20 protein-coding genes are annotated in these 22,423 nt (G+C 47.2%); 5 read left to right on the forward strand and 15 right to left on the reverse strand.

Translation table 11 applies throughout. The features are described from left to right. Positions 1 to 35 precede the first annotated feature (35 nt). The 10 genes from LCM29_RS06725 to LCM29_RS06770 all read right to left on the reverse strand — a co-directional run bounded on the left by LCM29_RS06725 (position 36) and on the right by LCM29_RS06770 (position 8,683). Positions 36 to 1,385, reverse strand: coding sequence for a glucose-6-phosphate isomerase (locus tag LCM29_RS06725; RefSeq protein ID WP_224861609.1), 1,350 nt, complete (start codon positions 1,383 to 1,385; stop codon positions 36 to 38). A gap of 106 nt (positions 1,386 to 1,491) precedes the next feature. Beyond that, positions 1,492 to 2,655 carry an iron-containing alcohol dehydrogenase gene (locus LCM29_RS06730; protein ID WP_224861612.1) on the reverse strand — a complete coding sequence of 388 codons (1,164 nt, stop codon included), beginning with the start codon at positions 2,653 to 2,655 and terminating at the stop codon, positions 1,492 to 1,494. A gap of 74 nt (positions 2,656 to 2,729) precedes the next feature. Beyond that, entirely contained in the window at positions 2,730 to 3,722 is a 993-nt protein-coding gene (locus LCM29_RS06735; RefSeq protein ID WP_214820494.1) for a Gfo/Idh/MocA family protein, read from the reverse strand. Positions 3,723 to 3,823: 101 nt separating this feature from the next. Continuing rightward, positions 3,824 to 4,216, reverse strand: a complete 393-nt coding sequence (yugI, locus tag LCM29_RS06740) for a S1 domain-containing post-transcriptional regulator GSP13 (protein WP_074033496.1) — start codon at positions 4,214 to 4,216, stop codon at positions 3,824 to 3,826. 197 nt (positions 4,217 to 4,413) lie between these two features. Continuing rightward, positions 4,414 to 5,658 (reverse strand): lysine N(6)-hydroxylase/L-ornithine N(5)-oxygenase family protein, encoded by a 1,245-nt coding sequence (locus tag LCM29_RS06745; protein WP_214820496.1) that lies wholly within the window; start codon positions 5,656 to 5,658, stop codon positions 4,414 to 4,416. 58 nt (positions 5,659 to 5,716) lie between these two features. Beyond that, positions 5,717 to 6,901, reverse strand: a complete 1,185-nt coding sequence (locus LCM29_RS06750; protein WP_214782077.1) for an aminotransferase — start codon at positions 6,899 to 6,901, stop codon at positions 5,717 to 5,719. Continuing rightward, positions 6,898 to 7,392, reverse strand: a complete 495-nt coding sequence (locus LCM29_RS06755) for an Lrp/AsnC family transcriptional regulator (RefSeq protein WP_074033499.1) — start codon at positions 7,390 to 7,392, stop codon at positions 6,898 to 6,900. Before LCM29_RS06755 ends, LCM29_RS06750 begins: the two co-directional genes overlap by 4 nt. Before the next feature lie 2 nt (positions 7,393 to 7,394). Beyond that, positions 7,395 to 8,195: a glycosyltransferase family 2 protein gene (locus LCM29_RS06760; RefSeq protein WP_224861614.1), complete on the reverse strand. Its 801-nt coding sequence runs from the start codon at positions 8,193 to 8,195 to the stop codon at positions 7,395 to 7,397. Next, positions 8,192 to 8,440 (reverse strand): NifU N-terminal domain-containing protein, encoded by a 249-nt coding sequence (locus LCM29_RS06765; RefSeq protein WP_012726804.1) that lies wholly within the window; start codon positions 8,438 to 8,440, stop codon positions 8,192 to 8,194. Before LCM29_RS06765 ends, LCM29_RS06760 begins: the two co-directional genes overlap by 4 nt. A 12-nt stretch (positions 8,441 to 8,452) precedes the next feature. Continuing rightward, positions 8,453 to 8,683 carry a DUF1871 family protein gene (locus tag LCM29_RS06770; RefSeq protein ID WP_224861616.1) on the reverse strand — a complete coding sequence of 77 codons (231 nt, stop codon included), beginning with the start codon at positions 8,681 to 8,683 and terminating at the stop codon, positions 8,453 to 8,455. 546 nt (positions 8,684 to 9,229) lie between these two features. Between LCM29_RS06770 and LCM29_RS06775 the strand changes: the two genes are divergently transcribed. Genes LCM29_RS06775 through LCM29_RS06785 form a run of 3 tightly spaced genes read left to right on the forward strand, consistent with a single transcriptional unit; the run spans position 9,230 to position 13,022 of the window. Continuing rightward, positions 9,230 to 11,470, forward strand: coding sequence for a ribonucleoside-diphosphate reductase subunit alpha (locus tag LCM29_RS06775; protein WP_224862768.1), 2,241 nt, complete (start codon positions 9,230 to 9,232; stop codon positions 11,468 to 11,470). 48 nt (positions 11,471 to 11,518) lie between these two features. Continuing rightward, positions 11,519 to 12,025, forward strand: coding sequence for a flavodoxin domain-containing protein (locus LCM29_RS06780; protein ID WP_214693399.1), 507 nt, complete (start codon positions 11,519 to 11,521; stop codon positions 12,023 to 12,025). After that, positions 11,982 to 13,022, forward strand: a complete 1,041-nt coding sequence (locus tag LCM29_RS06785) for a ribonucleotide-diphosphate reductase subunit beta (RefSeq protein WP_074033504.1) — start codon at positions 11,982 to 11,984, stop codon at positions 13,020 to 13,022. Before LCM29_RS06780 ends, LCM29_RS06785 begins: the two co-directional genes overlap by 44 nt. Before the next feature lie 86 nt (positions 13,023 to 13,108). Here LCM29_RS06785 and LCM29_RS06790 read toward each other — a convergent pair whose 3' ends face one another. Then, on the reverse strand, positions 13,109 to 15,013 hold the full coding sequence (locus tag LCM29_RS06790) for an N-acetylmuramoyl-L-alanine amidase (RefSeq protein WP_224861618.1): 1,905 nt from the start codon (positions 15,011 to 15,013) through the stop codon (positions 13,109 to 13,111). Positions 15,014 to 15,135: 122 nt separating this feature from the next. Beyond that, positions 15,136 to 15,924 carry a MazG nucleotide pyrophosphohydrolase domain-containing protein gene (locus tag LCM29_RS06795; protein ID WP_224861620.1) on the reverse strand — a complete coding sequence of 263 codons (789 nt, stop codon included), beginning with the start codon at positions 15,922 to 15,924 and terminating at the stop codon, positions 15,136 to 15,138. An 85-nt stretch (positions 15,925 to 16,009) separates the two neighbouring features. Between LCM29_RS06795 and ytvI the strand changes: the two genes are divergently transcribed. Next, the gene (ytvI, locus tag LCM29_RS06800) at positions 16,010 to 17,143 is read left to right on the forward strand and encodes a sporulation integral membrane protein YtvI (protein WP_224861621.1); all 1,134 of its coding nucleotides are present in this window, start codon (positions 16,010 to 16,012) and stop codon (positions 17,141 to 17,143) included. A gap of 10 nt (positions 17,144 to 17,153) precedes the next feature. Here ytvI and LCM29_RS06805 read toward each other — a convergent pair whose 3' ends face one another. Both LCM29_RS06805 and LCM29_RS06810 read right to left on the reverse strand, forming a co-directional pair. After that, positions 17,154 to 17,813, reverse strand: a complete 660-nt coding sequence (locus LCM29_RS06805; protein WP_224861623.1) for a DUF429 domain-containing protein — start codon at positions 17,811 to 17,813, stop codon at positions 17,154 to 17,156. A 132-nt stretch (positions 17,814 to 17,945) separates the two neighbouring features. After that, positions 17,946 to 19,388, reverse strand: coding sequence for a leucyl aminopeptidase (locus tag LCM29_RS06810; protein ID WP_224861625.1), 1,443 nt, complete (start codon positions 19,386 to 19,388; stop codon positions 17,946 to 17,948). 325 nt (positions 19,389 to 19,713) lie between these two features. Between LCM29_RS06810 and ptsP the strand changes: the two genes are divergently transcribed. Continuing rightward, entirely contained in the window at positions 19,714 to 21,432 is a 1,719-nt protein-coding gene (gene ptsP, locus LCM29_RS06815) for a phosphoenolpyruvate--protein phosphotransferase (RefSeq protein WP_224861627.1), read from the forward strand. Positions 21,433 to 21,482: 50 nt separating this feature from the next. On the opposite strand, the gene LCM29_RS06820 is transcribed toward ptsP, so the two are convergent. Continuing rightward, a complete protein-coding gene (locus tag LCM29_RS06820) occupies positions 21,483 to 22,316 on the reverse strand; it encodes an aldo/keto reductase (RefSeq protein WP_224861629.1) in 834 nt (277 codons plus the stop codon). Between the last annotated feature and the right edge of the window lie 107 nt (positions 22,317 to 22,423).

Raw genomic sequence — 22,423 nt, forward strand, 5'->3', positions numbered from 1 at the left:
AATCGGTCCGACGCGCGGACCGATTCGTTTTCTTATTAATTCAAACGTTTTTCGAGCTCTGCTTTTTGTTCTTCATAACCCGGTTTACCGAGTAACGCGAACATGTTCGCTTTGTAAGCTTCGACGCCTGGCTGGTTGAACGGGTTCACCCCAAGGATGTATCCGCTCATCGCACATGCTTTTTCGAAGAAGTAGAACAAGTAACCGAGGTGATACGGTGTCATCTCTGGCAGTTCGACGACCAAGTTCGGTACATCGCCGTCAGTGTGTGCGAGAAGTGTTCCTTCTGTCGCTTTGTCGTTCACGAATTGAATCGTTTCGCCTGCGAGGAAATTCAAACCGTCCAAATCTTGAGCGTCTTCTGGGACGTTCATCGAATGACGGACTTCTTTCACACGAATGACCGTCTCGAACAAGTCACGACGACCTTCTTGGATGTATTGCCCCATCGAGTGGAGATCCGTCGAGAAGTCGACAGCCGCTGGGAAGATTCCTTTGTTGTCTTTTCCTTCTGACTCACCGTAAAGTTGTTTCCACCATTCTGACACGTAGTGAAGAGCTGGCTCATAGTTGACGAGCATCTCAATCGATTTGCCTTTCGCGTAAAGGGCGTTACGTACGACTGCATACTGATACGCTTCGTTTTCAGCCAATTCTGGTGAGCTGTAAGCGTTCTGCGCGTCACGTGCACCTTCCATCAATGCATCGATATCAATTCCAGCAGCGGCAATCGGAAGAAGTCCGACTGGCGTGAGGACAGAGAAACGTCCACCGACATCATCTGGAATCACGAACGTCTCGTATCCTTCTGCGTCCGCAAGTGTCTTGAGTGCACCACGGGCACGGTCTGTCGTTGCATAGATCCGCTCACGCGCTCCATCTTGACCGTACTTGTCTTCCATGAACTGCTTGAGAACACGGAAGGCAATCGCAGGTTCTGTCGTCGTTCCTGATTTTGAGATGACATTGATTGAGACCTCTTTGCCTTCAAGTACTTGAAGCAACTCTCTCATATACGTTGAAGAGATATTGTGGCCCGCATAGAATACTTGTGGTGCCTTGCGCTCTTCTTTTGACAATACGTTGAAGAACGAATGTTGAAGCATTTCGATCGCTGCACGGGCACCGAGGTAAGATCCTCCGATTCCGACGACGACGAGAACGTCTGAATTCTCGCGAATTCGTTCCGCCGCAGCTTTGATTCGTGCGAACTCATCTTGATCGTATTCGGTCGGAAGATCGACCCACCCAAGAAAATCACTTCCGGCACCGCTCCGCTCGTGAATCACCGAGTGAAGGGTTTTTACCGTTTCTTGCATTTGGTCGATTTCGTGCTTCCCTACGAATGAGAGCGCGTTTGAATAATCGAAACGTACAGTTGACATGTCATTTCCTCCTTTAAATCGCTCGTAAAAGAGCCATACATGACCCATCATAAACGGAAACGCTAGATTCGTTCAATCATTATTGCAAAATAGGCAATAAATTGCCTTATTTGCTGAGTTCGAGGATATGCGCGACATCTTCACGTTCGAGTGTACGGAAACGACCGAATGCGCCACGTTTCATCGCAGAATCGAGAATCGCATCGAATGTCGACTCATCGATATCGTAGTCACGGAGTGAGTTTGGTGCACCGAGCTGGTCGAAGAATGCACGAATCGCTTCGATTGTACGTTTCCCAGTCTCCAAGTCGTTTTTACCTGGCTCCACATCGAATACTTCCGTACCGAGTCGGGCGAAACGTGAAGCATTGTCTTCATCCATTACGTGCTCCATCCAACGTGGGAAGAGGATCGCGAGACCACCAGCGTGCGGGATATCGTGGACAGCCGATACAGCGTGCTCGATGTTGTGCGATGCCCAGTCCCCAGCAGCACCCATTTGAAGGACGCCGTTCAACGCCATCGTACCTGAGAACAAGATGATGGCACGTAAATCGACGTTTTCCAAGTCGTTCACGAGTTTCGGTGCCGATTCAACGACCGCTTTCAAGACACCTTCTGTCATGCGTTCCTGTACTGGCGCATGGTTCGGGTGGAAGTATTGTTCGAAACAGTGGCTCATCATGTCGACAATACCGTAAATCGTCTGATCTTTTGGAACCGAGACCGTGTAGCGTGGGTCAAGGATTGAGAATGTTGGGAAGACGAGTGGGTGACCCCAACCGAACTTCTCTTGTGTTTCCCAGTTCGTGATAACCGATCCTGAGTTCATTTCTGATCCTGTTGCCGCGAGTGTGAGGACCGTTCCAAATGGTACCGCCTCTGTCGGGATATGTTCGCGAAGCACGATGTCCCATGCATCCCCTTCATAAGGAATCGCTGCTGAAATCAGTTTCGTACAGTCGATGACGGAACCTCCGCCGACTGCGAGCAACGCATCGATGTTTTCTTCACGTGCAAATTTGACCGCACGACGTACTGTCTCAATACGCGGGTTCGGTTCGACGCCAGAGAAGTCTACGTATGAGATGCCTGCCTTTTCAAGCTCAGCCACGACTTCATCGTACGTTCCGTTCTTTTTGATGCTTCCGCCACCATAGACGAGCATCACTTTCTTCGCGTCGAGCGCGCCAAGTTCTTTCGATAATGTTTCGACTTGATGTGTACCGAAGATCAATTTCGTCGGGTTTTTGTATTCAAAGTTGTGCATGATTCATCCTCCTCGTAGAAATATGTAACACCTACACTATATACCCTGTTTTCAAAGAATGAAAAGTATCGTGCTTATGCGTAAATGCGATCGATGATGCGATGGAGTATGACGGCTTCCTCTGCTTGCCGATAGTTCGGTTCCTTTCGGCACGCTTCGAGAAACAGCTGAATTTGACGTTCATACGGATCATGCTCCGTCAAATAGGCAGGTCGTTCGTCAAACAACGCCCCATATTTTTCAGTATGGAGCGTGAGCGGGAATAGACTTGCCCCGGCATTCGTACCTCGGCACTCGACACGCATCGTATCTTCTGCTTCGACATTGGCCATGTAACTGACGTCGAGCAATAAAGAAGCACCCGTATCGAAGGTGATCATCGCTCTCGCCGTGTCTTCGACAGACAGCGATTCATGGTCCCATTTGCCCATCAAGCCTACACCCGGACGGTTCCCTAAATATTGCCCGACGTGACCGACAACCTCTTTCGGTTCCGGATAACCCATCAAGTGAAGCGCGAGATCTAACATATGGACGCCGATATCGAGTAGTGCCCCTCCGCCTTGTAGTTCCTTGTTCGTAAACACGCCCCATCCAGGAATGCCGCGTCGGCGAAGGGCAAGTGCCGTTGCCGCATAGATGTCCCCCATCTCTCCTGCGTCAATCATCCGTTTTAGGAGAACCGTGTCGGCACGATGCCGATAATGAAACCCATAATGGAGCGTCTTACCCGCTCGTTTCGCTGCTTCTAACATCTCCACCGCTTCATCTTCCGATATGCCCGGAGGCTTCTCACAAAGCACATGGCATCCCGCTTCTAGTGCAAGAAGCACTTGCTCTTTATGTAAGGCGTTCGGCGTACAGATGCTGACCGCATCGAGCTGTTCGTGCGTGAGCATCTCTTCGACCGTTTCATAGACGTTCGAAATGTTAAACTGTCGTGCGACACGTTCACCGTTCGCCCGTGTCCGATTCATGACCGCTACCACATCCACCCCTGCTTTTACATAATTCGGAATGTGAGCACTCGTCGCAATCCCGCCCGTTCCAATGATGCCAATCTTCATCTAATCTCCTCCTATTCGAATTACAGTTTCGTCATAAGCCCCATCGATTCCTGTAAAACACAAAAAAGGTGACCCGTTTAGAACGGGTCACCTTGGAACACTTACTTCTTGAAGTTTGTGTTTTTGATCCAGTCTTCAAGTTTGTCTTTGAGGACTGTGAATCCTGGAGCTTCTTCTTGCTTGAAGTTTGAAGATGCTTCGTTGCGGCGTGGCGCACGACGAGCTGGCTTCGCAGACTTCTCGCGTTTTGGAGCTTCTTGAGTCGCTTTCATTGAAAGCTTGATCTTTTTAGAAGCTTCGTCCACTTCAAGGATTTTCACTTCAACTTCTTGACCAACTTGAACGTAATCGTTTACGTCTTTTACGTAGTCGTGTGAGATTTCTGAAATGTGTACAAGACCTTGAGTCTCGTCATCGAGTGCTACGAAAGCACCGAAAGGTTGAATTCCTGTTACTTTACCTGTTAATACTTGATCTTTTTCGTATTTTGCCATTACAAACAACTCCTATGCTAAATTCATCAACTTACTATAACATACTTTTTTCGATAAAGTGTACAAATTAGTAAAAAAGATTATTTTTGACGTGTTGTTATGTTTTAAAGTCGAAGCTCGGGGTAAATACAAATCAAGCAAGACTTCAAGTATTCCCCCCTGATTCCGCTAGGCGACTCGCCTAGCCCTTTTTTTGTTCAAAACGTCGTGAACGGCTTTTGATGGCGAATCGGATAGACCGTTTCTCCAACCATTTCGTTCAACATCACCGCATTTCGATAGACGGCCATTCCTAGATTCGTCGCGGCGGGGCCATGGGAATGTTCCAAGTTCGTATGTGTGAACAACTTCCCACCTAACGACTCGCTCATCACCACTTCATATGTGTCATGCACTGCCCATTCTCCCTCTTCTTCCCATACTACCGGAAGCTTATCGACCCAAGATGGGATTACCGGGCGATACCCTGTCGCCACAACGACGAGGTCGTACTCTTTCTCAATCACTTCTCCTGTATAGCGCTGCGTCCCCTTCAAACGATGCGTCAACCAATCATAGGAAATGGATTCCACCTCGACTTGCGTCAGCATCTCTGCTCGCTTCGGCTCACCTTCTGCAGTCCGGTGATAGAGCGCCTCATAAATCGCCGTCATCGTCTCAGGGTTGACGCCATGGCGGAAACGTTCAAATGACTGAAGCAATTTCTGACGTGCTTCGTAAGACAAACCGTGAAAATATTCGATGTAGTCCACACTAAAAATCTCGTCCCCAATCTTTCCTGCTTCAAGTGACTCGAAATGATCGGAACGTGTAATCCAGTCGACACGTTGTTCATCCGTCGCTTCACGAAACAGATCAAGAAACACTTCTGCCGCACTCTGTCCACTGCCGACAACCGCGACGCGATAACGATCTCGAAGGACGTCCCTATAGGTCAAATACTCGCTCGTATGGATCACTTGTTCAAAACCTTCCGGCACAAACGGTTCTGCCCCAGTTCCAAGAACAACATGTGTAGCTTGAACTTGAGTCGTTTCACCGTTTGATTCGACCGTCACGAGAAAACCATTTTCCTCGACCGACACATCCGTCACCTCATGATTGAAGTGGACGGTCGACAGCTGTTCGGTGACCCAACGCAAATATCGATTGTATTCCGTCCGAGGTATCTTATCTTGTTCTTGCGTGATGAACGTCTGGAGACGCCCCGTCCCACTCAAGTAGTTCAAGAAACTCGATGGATTGGTCGGGTCTGCGAGCGTGACGAGATCTTGTAAGTAATGTGTTTGCATCGTCATCCCTTCAATGAGCATCCCTTCATGCCACATCATTTCCTTCCGCTTTTCAAAGCAAATCCCGCGTAGTGATGTCTTTTCCGCGAGAGCCATTAATCCAAGATTATAAGGACCACATCCGATTGCAACAAAGTCAACTTGTTTCATTTTCTTCACCTCGCCCATCTTTTCCCTCTCATTATATCGCTAAAACAGCAAAAGACCCTCACGAATGAGAGTCCTTGACCGCTGTGACTTCGAATTGCTGCATGAATCGATGGATGCGTCGAATCGCTTCTTGTAACTGTTCGAGCGACGTCGCATAGCTCGCCCGAACGAACCCTTCCCCACTCTCACCGAAGGCGTTCCCTGGGACGACGGCGACCCGTTCTTCAAGCAAGAGACGTTCCGCAAATTCTTCACTCGTCAATCCCGTGTGTCGAATCGACGGGAAGGCATAGAAAGCTCCACCCGGCACGTGTGTCGGGAGACCTGCCTCGTTCAGCGCCTGAATGAAATAGTTCCGACGTTGACGATAGCTCTTCACCATGTTCGGTACGTGTTGATGACGTGAACGAAGTGCCTCGAGTCCGCCGAATTGAACGAGCGTCGGGGCACACATCATGCCATATTGATGCACCTTCAACATTTCCCGCGTCACGACTTCAGGGGCACAAGTGAAACCGAGGCGCCATCCCGTCATCGCGAACGCTTTTGAGAAACCATTGATGACGATTGTCCGGTCCCGCATATCGTGAAGTGTCGCGAAACTCGTGAACGGCTCGTCATAGCAAAGTTCCGCATAAATCTCGTCACTGACAACCCAAAGGTCATACTTGGTCGCGAGTTCTGCGATTTGCGCGAGCTCATCGGCGTTCATCGTTGCTCCCGTCGGGTTGGACGGGAAGCAGAGGAGAATCGCTTTCGTCCGCTCGGTGATGACGCGCTCGACATCATCGCGGTCGAGGCGAAAACCCTTTTCCGGACGACAGGCGACAGGAACAACTTTCCCACCCGCCATCTCGATGAGCGGTCCGTAAGATACGAAAGCAGGTTCGACGACGATGACTTCATCACCTGGGTTCAGGAGAGCACGGAATGCGATATCGAGCGCCTGAGAGGCACCTGTCGTCACAATCAATTCAGATGCCGGATCGTATTTGACTGAAAATCGTTCTTTCATATAAGTAGCAATCTCTTCTCGTAATTCGATGAGTCCTGCATTGGCACTATACGCCGTATATCCTTGTTCGAGTGCGACATAGCTCGCTTCTCGTACGTTCCAAGGCGTGATGAAATCCGGTTCTCCCACCCCGAGAGAGACCACGTTTTCCATCGTTTGCGCCAAATCAAAGAAGCGGCGGATGCCTGATGGTTTCATCGAGACAACTTGATTGGATAATGACTTCATGGCGTGATGTTCAACCGCTTGTCTTCAGTTTGTGGGGTGAACAAAATCCCGTCGTGTTTGTACGTCTTCAATTTGAAGTGTGTCGTCGTCGATAAGACCGAGTCAAGTGGTGACAACTTGTCAGAGACAAACGAAGCCACGTCTTGGAGCGAGCTCGCTTGAATGACGACTTGGAGATCGTAAGCACCTGACATCAGATAAAGGGCCGTCACTTCCGGGAAGCGATAAATACGCTCGGCCACATCATCAAATCCACGTCCTCGTTTCGGCGCAACTTTGACATCGATAAACGCCGTGACATCATGCCGGTTGATTTTTTGCCAATTGACCATCGCTCGGAAACCAAGCAAAATGCCGTCTTGTTTGAACTTCTCGAGCATCGACTCAATCGTCTCTTCATCAAGCGCCAACAAATCAGCCAACATCTTCGTCTCCAAATAGCCCTTTTCTTCTAACAACTCTAATAGTTCAAGTTCTTTTGATGAATACATACTTATTCTCCTTCCGTCCGACCAGGTAACACGCCTGTGAACGTTCTCTCTGTCTGCCTCACAAATGGACGTCGTTCCTCTTGGACCATATGGAAATTCTTCATCCCCATGTCTGTCAGCCCATGCTTCTGACAAAAGCGGTCAAAGTAACGACGTCTCGTTTCGTCTTGTTTCGCTGATAAGTTGTCTGTCCCATTGAATGCGTAGAGAACCGTTGCTCGAGCGGGATGGGACACGGTGAACGTCTCCATGACCCTCAAGAAAAAATCCCAGTCCCAATAATTATAGACATCTTCATCGAAGAGACCGATTGTGTCATGGATTGATTTGCGATACATCGTACCGGACGGGATGAACGTCGAGTCCTTTCGCATCCGCTCACGGTCGAAGTCATATGCGAACGGTTCCCAGTCCGTCACTACTCGACGACCGCCTTCCCATGTAAAACGGAATAGCTCGGCATCCGTATAGACGAAGTCCGCTTCTTGAAGATCGTGCAAACCGTCCTCGATGTGAGTCGGCATGAGCAAATCATCATCGTCTAACAGTAAGATGACGTTCCCTTTCGCTTCGAGTACGCCACGATTCCGCGCACGGACGTGATGATTCTCCCCGACTTCAATGACACGCACATCCAATTGATTCAAAAAAGGCGCCAAAATATGCTGTTTTGGCGGCCCTTCATTATTCATGACCAAGACTTCGAACTGCTGAAACGTTTGGACCGTTAAGCTTTCAAGCAGCTCCGTCAATTCCATCTCGCGCTTATAGGCTGGAATGACAATCGAGACAACCGGGTTCATCCGCGATATGCCGTCTCAACGTGTGGAAGGATTGCTTCCCAACTCACGCCATTCTCTTTTGAAACGGTTACAAAGTCGCCGTATGCGAATACACTCTCGACACCTTCAATCTCGACAAGTTTCGCAAGGAGCGGCTGATCTGTCGCTTCTCCTGCTTTCACACTTTGGCTTTTTGCGCCGAATACGTTCTCTGGAAGTGTGACTTTCATTGCATTCGGGTTTGGTGTTGGATCAATTCGTAACATTATTCTTCCTCCTTATAGTTGGCAAGATGACGACGCGAATAGTTGCTGCGCCATCTTCATGATTTCTTCTTCAGGGGGACACTCATCGAACGCCTCAAGAAGCGTGCAGCGAATCACATCGGTCAATTGTTCTGAAGATTCGACATAGGTTAATGCTACCATCACCTCATCGAACTCCGGTCCGTATGAACCTGTTCCATAACCGAGCGGGTCCCATGTTAATAATAAGTCTTCTGTACGCACTTGTTAAACCCTTCTTTTCGTTGAAATCCGTGTCCTACCTCATCAATCTACCTTACTTTTTGCTCGGATACCAGCCTTGACAAACGGATTCATTCGTCACGATTTGACGAAACACTATATCTAGTGTCGACCGATTCATGCAGGTATTCTGATGATCGACGTCAAATACAATACATTCGTGCCTATATAGAGGTTCAAACACCCCTTCTTCGAAGATGAAATCGAATTCATTTTTCTGTGAAGAACTATGCAATTAGAATTCATAAAAATTTTTCATCTCATTTCTCTGTCTCAAATTGGGTCATGAAGCCCTTTTCGAACAAAAGCAAAACACCGCCCTGCACATTCAAGAATGTCAAGGATTGAAAAACTAAATATAGGTGTTTTATGATTAAAAAGATAAAAATGTGTCAATATATAGTTAACAGCTATTTTGGTCGTTGACACATTATTGTGACAGGTTAGGAAGTTCTTATTATACTTTCATAACGTCTACATCTATTAAAGGAGTGATCGATTTTGACATCCCCTATCCACCACGAGACGATGCTACCAGCGACGCCAACGCTTGCTGATGTTTCTTCTCTTATTCAATCTATCCAAACACGGTATCCTCATTTAAGTGTACAGCGTTACGAGGAACGCGCGATTCGGGCGCTCGATACGAAGACGCTGACACAAGATGTAGTATATGACTTATTGACGATGCATGCGCTCGATATGTTGAAAGCCGAAGAACCGGACTGGACGTTCGTGGCGACTGAAATGTATTTGAACCGTCTCTATCTAGAAGCGGCACGCAATCGCGGCTATGATGCGTCGATGCGCTACGGCAACTTCCATCACTTGATCGAGACGTTGACATCAAAACGCATCTTCACTTCAGCACTAATTGATACGTATTCAAAAGAAGATATGGACCACCTCGAGACCTTGATTGACCCGTCTCGCGACCGTCTCTTCACTTACATCGGACTTCGCACGTTATCGGACCGTTACCTCGGCCGCGACCATGTGAAGAACTTATACGAGCTTCCACAAGAGCGCTTCATGGTCATCGCGATGACCCTCATGCAAAAAGAGGATGAAAAAACACGCCTCAAACTCGTCGAAGAAGCGTACTGGGCGCTCTCAAACCTTTATATGACCGTCGCAACACCGACGTTATCGAACGCTGGTAAGTCATATGGTCAGCTCAGCTCTTGTTTCATCGATACAGTCGACGATTCGCTTCGCGGCATCTACGATTCCAACACCGACGTGGCAACACTTTCAAAAGGTGGCGGCGGAATCGGCGTCTACCTCGGTAAAATCCGCTCACGCGGAAGTGACATCAAAGGATTCAAAGGCGTCTCGAGTGGTGCCCTTCCTTGGATGAAACAATTGAACAATACGGCCGTTTCTGTCGACCAACTCGGCATGCGCCAAGGTTCGATTGCCGTATATCTAGACATCTGGCATAAAGACATCTTCGAATTCTTAGATGCAAAGTTGAACAACGGGGATGAGCGTCTTCGGACGCACGACTTGTTCACAGGAGTCTGTTTACCGGACCTCTTCATGCGTACGGTCGAGGCACGCGGTGAGTGGCATTTGTTCGACCCGCATGAGATTCGCACGGTGATGGGATATAGCCTTGAGGACTACTTCGACGAAACGGAAAACGGCGGTAGCTTCACAGAGAAATACATGGAGTGCGTCAACACACCAGAATTGTCTCGCGTGACCGTACCTGCCATCGATCTCGTGAAACGTTACATGCGCTCACAGCTTGAGACAGGTACGCCGTACATGTTCTTCCGTGACGCCGTGAACCGGGCAAACCCGAACAAACACGCCGGTATGATCTATAGCTCGAACCTTTGTTCAGAGATTGCACAAAACATGTCAGCAACGACGATTGAAGAAGAGTACACACAAGACGGAAAAATCGTCATCACGAAAACACCAGGTGATTTCGTCGTCTGTAACTTAAGCTCAATCGCACTCGCCCGTGCGGTGAAAGCAGACGTCCTCGAACGCCTCATCCCGGTTCAAATGCGTATGCTCGACAACGTCATCGACTTGAACACCATTGAAGTGCCACAGGCGATGATTACGAACCAGAAGTATCGTGCGGTCGGTCTCGGCACATTCGGATGGCATCATTTACTCGCCCTCGAAGGAATCCGCTGGGAATCGGTCGACGCCGTTCAATACGCAGAGAAACTTTATGAGAAGATTGCTTACCTCACGATTCAAGCTTCGATGGAACTCGCGAAGGAGAAAGGCGCGTTCGGCGTCTTCGAAGGATCGGAATGGCATACAGGGGAATACTTCAAGCGCCGGAACTATCGCTCGCACGATGATCTGGATTGGGATGGTCTCGCAGAAGCCGTTCACCAAAACGGTGTCCGTAACGCCTATATGATGGCTGTTGCACCGAACTCGTCGACTGCTATCATCGCGGGTAGTACCGCTTCGATTGACCCGGTCTATAAGAAAGTCTACTCAGAAGAGAAGAAGAACTATAAGATTCCAGTCACGGTGCCAGATTTGACACCTGAGACGAACTGGTTCTACAAATCAGCTTTCGAAGTCGATCAACTATGGAGCATCCGCCAGAACGCATCGCGTCAACGTCACATCGACCAAGCAATCAGCTTCAACTTGTACGTGAAGAACGATGTGAAAGCGACAGAGCTTCTCGCGATGCACTTAGAAGCTTGGTCTCTCGGTATGAAATCGATTTATTACACACGTTCAACGACCGTTGAAGTAGATGAATGTGAGTCTTGTGCCTCATAACTGATTAACTAACGAATTCGTCCGTTTTTATGAAAGGTGGTTAACGACATGAACATTGCAATCATTTGTCATTCGATGAGCGGAAACACGGAAGAAGTGGCGACGCTCATCGAGTCGACCCACCATCATCGTGGTGACCACGTTGTCCGCTACGACGCAGATCGGGTCGGATACCGGGAAGCCCAGTCTCTCGCATCGTGTGACCTCGTCTATTTCGGGTCTTACACATGGGCAGACGGCATCTTGCCGGATGAAATGAAGGACACGTTCCGTCTCGTACTGAAAGAATTGAATGTACCGATTCGTCAGGCAGCCGTATTCGGAACAGGTGATAAAATGTTTGTTCACTTCTGTCGAGCGGTCGATGAGATGGCGTACCACCTTTCAAAATACGGAATCCCACTCGCCGGTGAACTGCTTAAAATTGAGCAGTCGCCTCGTAACCAACCGTTCAACGTCCAGCACTGGGCTGAACGGATGGCTCAGAATGTAGAAGAAGGAGTCATGCACCATGTCGATTCAGAAAATCAAATTATTGTCGCCCAAACATCCTAACCGGGCAACCGCCATCATCGGTGGCGAAACAAGCTCAATCGTGAACTGGAACGATATCGCATATCCTCAGTTTTATACGATTTATAAGCAATTGCTTTCAAACTTTTGGATCCCAGATGAGATCTCGATGTCTAAAGACATGCAACAATGGCCGCAGTTAACGGAACGTGAACAAGATGCGTTCAAACGGATCATCGGGCTGTTATCGATTCTCGACTCTGTCCAGACACGATATATCCTCGAGTCGTCGATGTTCTCATCAGATTCATCCGTACACGCCGTACTTGCCGTCATCGCGCAACAGGAAGTCGTACACAATCAATCGTATAGTTACGTTTTATCAAGCCTTGTCCCACTCGCTGAACAAAATCGCATTTTTGATATTGCGAAAGATGACGAGATGGTCATGAAACGTAACCAATTCATCTTGGACTTATATGAAGAATTCCGCGACACGCCAAACGCAGAGAATTTCGCAAAATCACTTGTGGCCTCGGTCATTTTGGAAGGCATCAACTTCTATTCTGGATTTGCCTACTTCTATAACTTGGCCCGTCACCAAAAGATGGTCGGGACGTCAACGATGATCAGTTATATCCAGCGCGACGAGATGCAACATTCTTACTTCATCAGCCAGTTGCTCCGTGCCGTTTTGACTGAAAATCCAAAGATTGATGCGGATGGACAGTTCAGCCAATTCGTATACGATACGATGGCAGAGGCCGTCGACCTTGAGATTGAGTGGTGTGAATACGTCCTTCGCGACCTCGATGGACTCGACGTCAGTGAGATGCGTGACTACGTCAAATACTTGGCAAACAAACGCTTACGTGTAATCGGTCTGAACGATTTGTACGAAGGATATGACGAAGATGTCATGCCTTGGATCCGTGCATACTCAGACGACTCACTCAACGCAACAAAATCTGATTTCTTCGAACAAAAATCGCGTTCGTATGCGAAAGTGACAGACGCGAACGGTTTCGACGACTTGTAAAATTCTTCTCAACCGAACCTTCACATGGTTCGGTTTTTTTTGATGCATCAAAAAACCTTAGACACGTTCGTCTAAGGTTTTTCGAATTAATGATAGGTTTGTACGTATTTAGCGATTCCTTCCGCAACACCCTCTGCCATACGCTGGCGAGATGCGTCACTGCGAAGATACGTCAAATCCGTTGGAGAAGAAATGAATCCGAGCTCAACGAGAGCAGATGGCATCGTATTATATGTGATGACGTGATAATTTGCTGTCTTCACACCACGGTTCGACATCCCACTCATCTTACTAGCTAGGTTATTTTGAATATTTGATGCCAACACGCGACTACGAGCACTATGAGCTGAACGTGTTGAGTAGTATGTTTCCATCCCTTTAGCGGTAGAAACATTTAAAGCATTGACATGCATACTGATGAACAAGTTGCCACGTAACGACTTCGCCGCAGCGACACGCTGTTCGAGCGTCAAATAGACATCTGTCGAACGTGTCATGCGTACCGTATACCCATATTTCGAACGAAGATATGCCTCTACCCGTTTCGTTACATCTAACACGATTGTTTTTTCATAAAGCGAACCATTAACCGCACCTGGATCCCTTCCACCGTGCCCTGGATCAAGAATGATAACAGCGTTTGACGAAGCAACAGGTTTAGAAGTTTTTATGAATGCCGAAGAAATATAAGCAAATTGCCCATTAAATTTAATTTTATGAAATCCGTTTTCCGTACCATAATATTCAATCTCAGTTCCATGTTTTAACGTTCCCACTTGCTTCGAATTAACGGAAGCAGCTTGACGAACATTAAGTACATCACCCGGAACGTTCACATAAATAACACCTAGAGAATCAACATCCGGCTTCCCAGAGATAACCTTACTCGCCTCAGCATAATATATGTTCGATCCGATATAAACTTTTATCCAATTTTCATCAATTTTACTATATGTTAGACTTTCGTATTTTCGGAGTTCTTTTACAATAGTCGCATTGCTTGATAATTGATTGTATAAGATAAGTGTTTGCGATGCATATCCTTGAATCTTTTCTTCTACCGGCTTTTCGACTGGAACTTTCCCAACAATAATCCATTTCGTCAAAGTAAAATAGGTTTTTGTACCTAAATAGACAATCGACCAATCTGAATTATACTTGCTATAAGTCATTTCTTTTTTACTTGGCAACGTGTTGACGACTGTCGACTTTTGGTCTGTTTTGCTATAGAGTTTTAAAGGTTCTTTCGCATAACCAATCACCTTTGTCACTTTCACTTCTGTGGTAACAGGTTTGATGTAAGCTTTCGACGCGTAATATGTTTTCCCACTTATTATCACTTTGACCCACGATGAATTGTACGATGCATAATCAACTTTTGTATTCTTTTTCAGTGTCTTATACACTTTCCCGCTTAAACTAGGGGACATACGAATATTTAAATTGCTCGTCAAAATCCCTTTCAAAACGTTCGGAGTAGATGGTACTGATGAAGAAGGTGTTGTACTTACTGACTTTACATATTTCTTCGAGGCATAGTATGTCTTTCCACTGATGACCACTTTGACCCACGATGAGTTATAGGACGCGTACTCGACTTTCGTATTCTTCTTCAATGTTTTATATACTTTTCCACTTAAACTAGGGGACGTGCGGACGTTTAAATTTGCTGTTGTAACTCCTTTTGTCGTTTTGACAGTGGAAGTTGTGCTAATTTGTGATGCCTTTATTGGAACAATGTAACGTTTCGAAGCATAATATGTTTTCCCATTCAGATATACCTTTACCCAACTACTATTGTAGTTACCGTAATTTACACTACTGTTTTTCTTTAGTGTTGTGTACACTTTTCCATTCAAGTCTGGTTTTACACGAACATTTAAATTGACAGATGTTTTGCCATTATATGTGGCTGCTTCAACTTGATGAACCCCTATGCTTGCAAAAACGATAAAAACCGACATGACGAATGTAAATATTTTCTTTTTCATCCACTTTTCCTTTCATTGAAAGCTTTTGACAATGGTTGTTAGAAATATATTAACAAATATTAAAATAGTCGATACTTTCTTTTTAGAAAAAGAGATAAATGATTTATCTTTTTTTATGTTTTTTATAACTTTGGACGAATGACGACATAACCTTGAGTATTGTATACCTCGATAGTTACCTTGAAATCACTAGGTAAGTTTAAGTCTTTTTCAACATTTTCAGGAACAATTAGTCCATCTCGACCCAACTTGATCACAAATCCATCAAGCCCCTCAATATGAGCAATTTTCAGAAAGCGTTCTATATGTTTCTCTCTCTCCATGTATCGGTCAAATCGCTCAAAAGGTTTAGGATCAATCCCACCCCAATAGCGTCCAGACTGATACGTGACATAGCTTCTGACGGAAGCTTCCGTAATCGGATCCGGTGTATGATCGAAACGCCCGAAGTCACGTGTCGATTTTTCATCAATCAATGCATACAATGAGTCAAACAGTTCGTAGTTGCACTGTTCTCCTAAAGAAATCACGGCACGTTGCAGTTGCTCGATATGCAGCTGTAACGACTCTCCTTGGCGATTCGGCTTCAGCTTTTTATCTCCTTCGTAAGCATTCAATATCCTCGCCACTTCGCCGGCCTCTTCTACGATTTGAAAATATAACTGTTCTTTCGTCACTCCTCTTACATCCGCTTCTTGTTGTTGAAGTGAGATCGCATACTGGTTCGCGAGACACGTAGAAATGACGAGCACATCGAGCAGTTCTTCTTTTAGCTCCTCCGCTGATCCTCTACGCATCGCTCCCCCCACTTCTCCCACTTCTTCTAATAATCGTGCCAGCCCCGATAACGGTCTCCAGTAACCTCCCAAATGAAGAATCATCGTATCAATTTTTTGTTGAATCTCTCTCATGTTCATTCACCTATCTTTCTGCTTTATTTACCGTCTACATGATATACTATGCTCAATCTAACTGTCCGGAAAGGGTGGGTTTTTCATGTCTTCGGTAAGACTTTGGCAACTGCTTCGGTTCGTACTTGTCGTAATCGGCTTATTTTTGATTACATGGGTACTGAACATCCTCTTCGAATATACGTATCCTTTCGTGTTTGCCCTACTCTTATCTCTCTTGACCGTTCCACTCGTCAATTTTTTCGAACGAAAAACCAACATGCCGCGTGCACTCGGGACACTGATCTCGTTGTTGATCGTCCTCAGTATCGTCGTCGGCATCATCACCATCGTCATCATCCAATTGATTCATTATGCGACAATCGCAGCGGAGCGACTTCCTGAACAAATCCAAACGTTCACTGAATATGTCCAGCGCTTGTTCAACGAAAAGATTGCACCACTCGTCAACGATGCGTACGAGAGCTATCAACAATTGAATCCTGGACAGACGACTTCATTAGAAGGCGGCATCACAGAGCTCGGTGTCCAACTCGCGGCCGCAATCGGTGTCTTATCCCGTGGTGTGGCAAGTGTCCTACAAGGCACGCTGGCCGCACTTCCACTTGTGCTGCTGCTTGTCGTCGTCATTGTGCTCGCCTGGTTCTTTATCACAAAAGACTGGCCCTCTTACGTGACGTCACTAAATCGCCTGAATAAACGCAAAGGATTTAAAGAGTTCGAGGAAGTGATGATCAACCTGAAGTCCGCTTTATTCGGTTACGTTCGGGCACAACTTACGCTCATTTCCATCACATTCGGAATCGTACTTGTCGGTATGTTCATTCTTCGAGTCGACAATCCGCTCTCATTCGCTTTACTCGCAGGGTTCTTCGACCTTTTACCTTACTTAGGTGTCGGTACACTACTCATTCCGTGGGCCGCCTATGCCGCAGTATCGGGCGATTGGTTCGTCGCCATCGGATTGATTGTGCTATATATCATCGTCATCGTTCAACGAAACCTGGCCGAACCGAAGATTGTCGGTTCTCACATCGGGTTGAATCCGCTTGCCGCACTCATCTCGATTTTCGTCGGTCTAAAACTATTCGGTGTATTCGGCTTCATCTTAGGTCCCGTACTCGCCGTTCTACTGAAGGCTTTATACAACGCCAAAGTCTTTCATTATATGTGGCGATTCGTCGTCGGTCCGACCGCCACGACAGCAAAAGAGCGATGAAATCAACATTTCATCGCTCTTCTTTCATTTGAGGTACAGCTACTTTCGGCTCATTCGCTTCAGCCGGGTGTAACGAAAGACCACTCGTCCCCGCTTCATAGGCGGCTACCGCTAAGATGCAAGCATCGATAATGTCATCGATTTGGACGTTCGACATTTTCCATTTCCACGGAGAGCTTTTCGAGTATTTTCGAAGTAACTCGATTCGTTCATCCTGCCCTTCGACTGTCTTTTTCGAATGACTTGCCTCATGCCCCATCATGACCGAGAAGCATACTTCTGGGTGAGATTCATAAACGTCCTCCGCTAACACCTGCTGGAACTCACGGATACGCGGAACCAAATGCCAAGCCTGTTTGCTAAGCCCTTTATCGATCAACATTCGACTTTGTTTGTTCGCTTCCTCGTATGTCTCTTCATGAAGCACTTCTTGAATCGGCGGGGTGAAGACGGACGATTTCCGCTCGACGAGTTGGCTCCGCATCCACGCGTCACACGCTCGACTCGGATGGTCGACCGTTCCTAAATCTTTCGGCATATCCACGAAATGCATCGCACCGTCAATGAGCAACTCCTCTAGCGTTTCTGAAATCGTCAAACATAAGGAAATGCTATCGTATGTGATGCGCACCCAGCCTCCGCGTGCGCCGTCAATTCCTACTCCTACCATGTCTTACCTCCTGTAACATCATCAACACGCCGAACATGGCGAAAAATACTGTACATCCTAACCAGATCCGGTTCGGCCAAACCGTGTACGCAAAGCCACACAGAATCGCCAAGCCGATCAAGAGGAGCGCTCTTAGCGCTCCCACGTTTCAATCATCCGTGCAAGCGTTCGGACCATGACACCAGTCGGGCCTTTCGGGCCAAGGTCGTTCGCAGCAGCACGTTCGCTCGTTCCTGCGATATCGAGGTGAAGCCACGGTGTATCGCCGACAAACTCGCCGACAAACGCTCCACCGAAAATCATGTGACCGAAGCGACCAGGTGAGTTGTTCAAGTCGGCTACTTCTGATTTTCTCACTTTGTCGATGAACACATCAAAGTATGGCATTTGCCAAACGAGTTCATTCGTCTCGCGACTCGCTTCTTCGAGTGAGCGATAGAGGGTATCATCGTTCGTCAGACAGCCCGTCACGTCTGTACCGAGTGCGACGAGTACACCGCCTGTTAGCGTAGCTACGTCGATGATTGCTTTTGGCTCATACGTTTTCGCGAACGTGACAGCATCCGCTAAAACGAGGCGCCCTTCCGCATCTGTGTTGAGTACTTCGATCGTTTTGCCGTTCATCGCCGTGATGACATCATCCGGCTTGAAGGCATCGCCTGAAATCATGTTGTCTGTCGCACCGATGATTCCGATGACGTTTTTATTCGGACGTGTGCGTCCGAGTGTCTCGAATAGGCCAAGGACAGTAGCCGCACCACCCATATCGCCTTTCATTCCGACGATGCCATCTTTCGGCTTGATTGAATAGCCACCTGTATCGAACGTGACGCCTTTTCCGACAACCGCAATCGGAGCTTCTTCATCCGCACCACGATATTCCAACACGATCAATTTCGGCGGGATCGTCGAGCCTTGGTTTACGGCGAGGAGTGCACCCATTCCGAGCCCTTCCATTTCTTCCTTTTCTAACACTCGGTATTTGAAATCATGGCGTTTCGCTAATTCTACCGCATAATCCGCCAACGTCTCTGCTGTCAAAATATTAGCCGGCATCATCGTCAACGTTCGGGCGACATTGACCCCTTTTCCATAAGCGACACCTGCATCGATGTCTTCTTGCAACACATCCCCAAGGAGTGTGATGTTCGGCTCTTCGACCGTTTGTTTCGGCTCTGACTTGTATGTAGGATGAGCATACGTCGCCATTTCAAATGCTTCTGCGAAGATGCGAGCCGCGTCGTTTGTAAACGTGTCGAGTGCGACTGCAACGTCCTTTAATCCACGCGCGTGGACGAGCTTCGCCACTTTCCCGAACCAGTTCCGTACATTCTCTGTCGTGATGTCGTTTCGTTGTCCAAGTCCGACAAACAAGACGCGTGCCGTTTCCCCGGCGAACGTCGGCAATAACGTCACTTCTCCTGTTTTCGTCGAAAGATCTCCTGATTGAATGAGTGCTTTCACTCGTCCACCGAACAATGCGTCGAGCCCTTCGTCGATTGAATCGGCCGCACCGATTCCAACGATCATCGTGTCATATGAATCTGTCCAATTTAATTGAGCAATTTGATACATCTTGCCACTTCCTTTCTTTATATATGGTAAGCATAGCGAACTTCTCCAAAATAATGAAATAGTATGCGTAAGAGTCAAAAAATCTTCGAATTCGTGGGCTATCTCCTCGTTGTGACGTTGTTTTATTTTATGATAGGATAAGAAAGTACGCAATCGGGCTTCTCTTCATCGTGAAGTGAGGCCAATTTGACTGGTCGAGGCTTCCCCTAGTCGTAGACCGTTGCTACTTTAACTTTCTTCGTTCTCGTTAATTCTTTTTTCTTTTCGGGTATGAAGTAACGAGGCAGGAAAGTACACTATTTCTTTGAAAAGAGGGACTACGCTTATGTCACACATTAAAGGTATTGGTGCATCTGCAGGGATTGCAGTTGCAAAAGCATTCGTCATGGAGACACCTTCATTCGATATCCCAACATACAAGATTGAAGATGTCGCTGCAGAAAAGGCACGTTTCCAAGATGCAATCGCACAATCTAAAACGGAGCTTGAAGAAATCCGCGAGCACACGCTTCGTGAACTTGGTCCAGACAAAGCCGAGATTTTCTCAGCTCACCTTTTAATCGTTGAGGATCCAGAAATCGTTTCGCAAGTGAACGATAAAATTGAAAGCGAAAACATGAACGCGGCGAAAGCACTTGACGAAGTCGCACAGACGATGATCATGATTTTCGAATCGATGGACAACGAGTACATGCGCGAACGTGCAGCTGACGTTCGTGACGTGACAAAACGTGTTTTGGCACACATTCTTGGGGTGACATTCGTGACACCTGCATCGATCTCAGAAGAAGTGATCATCATCGCTGAAGACTTGACGCCTTCAGACACGGCACAACTCAACCGTAAATACGTCAAAGGGTTTGCGACAAACATCGGTGGACGTACGTCTCACTCTGCCATCATGTCACGTTCACTCGAAATTCCAGCGGTCGTTGGTACGAAAGTGGCCCTTGAAGAAATCAAAAACGGTGACCTCGTCATCATCGACGGTACGGAAGGTGACGTGTTCGTCAACCCTTCTGAAGACCTCGTCAAAGAGTACGAAGGCAAACGTGCTGATTTCGAAGCTTACAAAGAAGAGTTGAAGCAACTCGTCAACGAAGAGTCTGTCACTGCTGACGGTCATAAAGTGAAGCTTGCAGCGAACATCGGAACGCCAAACGACTTAGAAGGCGTCTTGAAAAACGGTTCAGATGCAATCGGTCTTTATCGTACAGAGTTCTTGTACATGGACTCTGAAACATTCCCGACAGAAGAAGAGCAGTACACAGCATACAAAACGGTTCTTGAAGGTATGGAAGGCAAGCAAGTTGTCATCCGTACACTCGATATCGGTGGCGACAAAGAATTGTCTTACCTCGACCTCCCGAAAGAAATGAACCCGTTCCTCGGCTATCGTGCGATTCGCCTTTGCCTCGAGGAAACAGATTTGTTCCGCACACAACTTCGTGCCCTTCTCCGCGCGTCAGCTCACGGTAACCTCGCAATCATGTTCCCAATGATTGCGACACTTGAGGAGTTCCGCGCAGCGAAAGCCCTTCTCCTTGAAGAAGAAGCGAAGTTGAAAGAAGAAGGAATCGAAGTCGGTCAATATGAAACAGGGATGATGGTTGAAATTCCATCTACAGCTGTCATGGCGAAACAATTCGCAAAAGAAGTCGACTTCTTCTCAGTCGGTACAAACGACTTGATTCAATACACGATGGCGGCTGACCGCATGAACGAAAAAGTATCTTACTTGTACCAACCGTTCAACCCTGCCATCTTGAACCTTCTCCACAACGTCATCACAGAAGCACACAAAGCTGGCAAATGGGTCGGTATGTGTGGAGAGATGGCTGGAGAAGAGCTTGCGATTCCAATCCTTCTCGGTCTTGGACTCAATGAATTCTCGATGTCAGCTTCAAGCGTCCTTCGTGCACGTAGCCTCGTGAAGCGCTTGACGAAGACAGAAACAGAATCGATCGTCAACGAAGTCCTCAACATGGACACAGCTGAAGAAGTCGTGAACTTCCTTAGTGAAAAATTTGACATTAAAAAGTAACGTCAAAAGTCCTTCTCTCGAGCGAGAGAAGGACTTTTTTTACATACTATTTAAAAATCGAAGTCGGCCGGGTCTGGACCGACACGTTTATGTTGGTCGAGTGCGTCGATCCGTTCCATTTGTTCTTTGCTCAATTCAAAATCATGCAGGCTGAAGTTTTCTTCGATTCGATGCGATTTGACCGACTTCGGAATGATGACCCACCCTGTCTGAAGGTGCCAGCGCAATATCACTTGAGCGACAGAACGCTCCATTTCTTTCGCGATTGTAACTAACGTAGGCTCTTCGAACAATCCACCTTGCATGAGCGGCGCCCAAGCAACCGGTACGATGCCGTGCTCAGTCATATACGATGCTAATTCGGTTTGACGAAGCAACGGATGCCGCTCGACTTGGTTCACGGCTGGAACGAGTTCACTGTTTGCAGCCAATGTCTCAAGGTGATGAATCTGGAAGTTACTCACTCCGACCGCTCCGACACGTCCTTCGCGATATAATTGTTCAAGGGCGCGCCAAGAGTCAACAATTTTGTCTTCCACCGGCCAATGAATCAAATACAAATCCAATTGTTCTAAGCCGAGGCGTTCGAGTGAAGCTTCATACGCAGCGATGGCTGATTCATACCCTTGATCGGCATTCCAAAGTTTTGAGGTGATGAACAAATCATCCCGGGAAATATTCGCCATCTCCATTCCTTTTCGAATTCCGATTCCGACACCTTCCTCGTTCTCATAAACAGCTGCCGTATCGATGTGGCGGTATCCTTGACGAATCGCTTCCACGACAGCATCGATGACCGTATCCCCGTCCTCTACTTTGAAGACGCCAAGTCCGGTGGTAGGAATGGCTTTCTGACCATGATTCAACTCTACAGATTGTTTCATTTGTACCCCTTCTTTCGTGAGAATTCTTCTTCACTATAAAAGGGATTCCTACTTTTCGGAATAAGGCACATTGAAGTAACTATACAAAAAGAGCCGCTCCATTACTG

This window comes from Exiguobacterium aestuarii (genome assembly GCF_020171655.1).
Lineage (GTDB): Bacteria > Bacillota > Bacilli > Exiguobacteriales > Exiguobacteriaceae > Exiguobacterium > Exiguobacterium aestuarii_A.